This is a genomic window from Methanomethylovorans sp., from assembly GCF_050177135.1.
In the GTDB taxonomy this organism is placed as follows: domain Archaea; phylum Halobacteriota; class Methanosarcinia; order Methanosarcinales; family Methanosarcinaceae; genus Methanomethylovorans.
The window spans coordinates 13,156-14,724 of record NZ_JBFXHJ010000050.1 but is presented as its reverse complement, the minus strand read 5'-3'; the positions used below and the strand labels follow the sequence as shown (position 1 = coordinate 14,724).

At 41.4% G+C, this 1,569-nt stretch carries 2 protein-coding genes; both read right to left on the bottom strand.

The genetic code is table 11. From position 1 onward, the window contains the following. Positions 1–269, bottom strand: a 269-nt coding sequence (locus AB7U21_RS05860) for an aminotransferase class I/II-fold pyridoxal phosphate-dependent enzyme (protein ID WP_428387661.1), incomplete at its 3' end; no start/stop codon positions are given. 86 nt (positions 270–355) lie between these two features. Further along, positions 356–1,276, bottom strand: a complete 921-nt coding sequence (locus tag AB7U21_RS05855) for a mechanosensitive ion channel family protein (protein ID WP_428387659.1) — start codon at positions 1,274–1,276, stop codon at positions 356–358. Positions 1,277–1,569 lie beyond the last annotated feature (293 nt).

The window sequence follows — 1,569 nt, the reverse complement described above, 5'->3', positions numbered from 1 at the left end:
AATTTCCTGTTATAATTGTCAGCTATAGCCTTGCGCAGTTGAGGGATACCCTGGCTGTGAGTATATTTAGTTTCACCTGCGCACATAGCTTCAGAAGCCGCCTCACATATATGTGGCGCTGTGGTAAAATCAGGCTCTCCTATTTCCAGGTGTATGATGTGCCTCCCGGCTCTCTCCAGTTCCTGTGCCCTTTCCAGTATCTCCATTACATGAAAAGGAGGCATATCTATCACATTACGGGACAACATGCACGTAAAATAAGATTTCATGCACTTAAAATGTATGGATCAGGATATGCAAAAAAGAAAATGAAATTTAACAAATGAAAATGGGAAGAAAAAAAGGTAGACAGGGATTATTTCTTTTCCCTGGCATAGGCAACAATTGCGTCTTTGATACCCCACTTAAAGGCAATGACAACCGCCAGACCCCATGCAAGAGGACCAATGAACAGGTAGAATATACCGGTATCAATAAGCATGGCATCCAAAGCCAGGAGCATGACCACCAGGGAGAGAATTCCTCTGAAGGCAGGGACCAGGATATCAGCATGCTCTACTGTCATGCCTTTCATAATATTAGCGATGTAGTCGGCGAAGAAGTCAATAGCAAGCAAGCCAATTATCAATATCAGCAAACCAACGAACAGGTGCGGCAGATAATTGATCACATCCTGTACGAGATTCGCTATGATAGTTAGCTTAAGTATGTTCAGTGCGGCCAGTATGAATATCAGATATCCGAATATCCGGACAATACCCGAAACTATGCTGGAAGTCTTCATTCCGCTTGCTGTGATAGTTGCCCCCATGGGCGTGCTCTCTACCTTTTCATCGATTCCCGTAGCAATGAGGACATTACGTACCAGATCTGCCAGGAAATCAACTATAAGAAGCCCGATCAGCAATGTGATTATCGCAGCAAGGATAATGGGGATGTACAGAACTAACGAGGCAATGAAGTCTGCAACTACCTGGACTTGCAGCAGATCGATGATGAGTATTGCGAATATCAGATAAATGAACCATCGGATCGTCACATCAAAGAAACTTACGACATTCCCTCCGGTCCTTTTGATCATGTCTCCGATGATCGTCTTGTTGATCAGATCGTCTAGTCCGATCTTGTCCAGGAACTTTGCTCCGATCTTACCTACAGCTTTCCCGACTATGAGTCCAACTATAAGGAGTACTATTATCGCTACTAATGTCGGAATAAAAGCTATGAACTGATCCGCCATTCCATATAAGCTACTAAGTATCGGTGTTGATACCATTTACATCACTCTCCAATTATTATAAAAGTAGAGGGACGAAGATAGGATAGAGTAACATCTCTGATCCGTCTGACCTAAACCCCCTGAATAACAGTGTGTTTATTCTTATATTTAAACAATTTGCCATTCTTTAAAAAATGTTACTCAGCAATTTGCAAAGATAGCAGTCTGCAATTATTTTCATATAAAATATCCTTGTGAAACAAGAGAATGATACATTTATCTGTAGGAAAAAAGAAACCTTTAAAATGGGAGCTAATATGCCAATGAGTTCAAATGACAGAATAGAAGAT

Excerpts from the sequence above, each read along its gene's own strand:
- AB7U21_RS05855 (WP_428387659.1), bottom strand. The coding sequence starts at position 1,276 with ATGGTATCAACACCGATACTTAGTAGCTTATATGGAATGGCGGATCAG.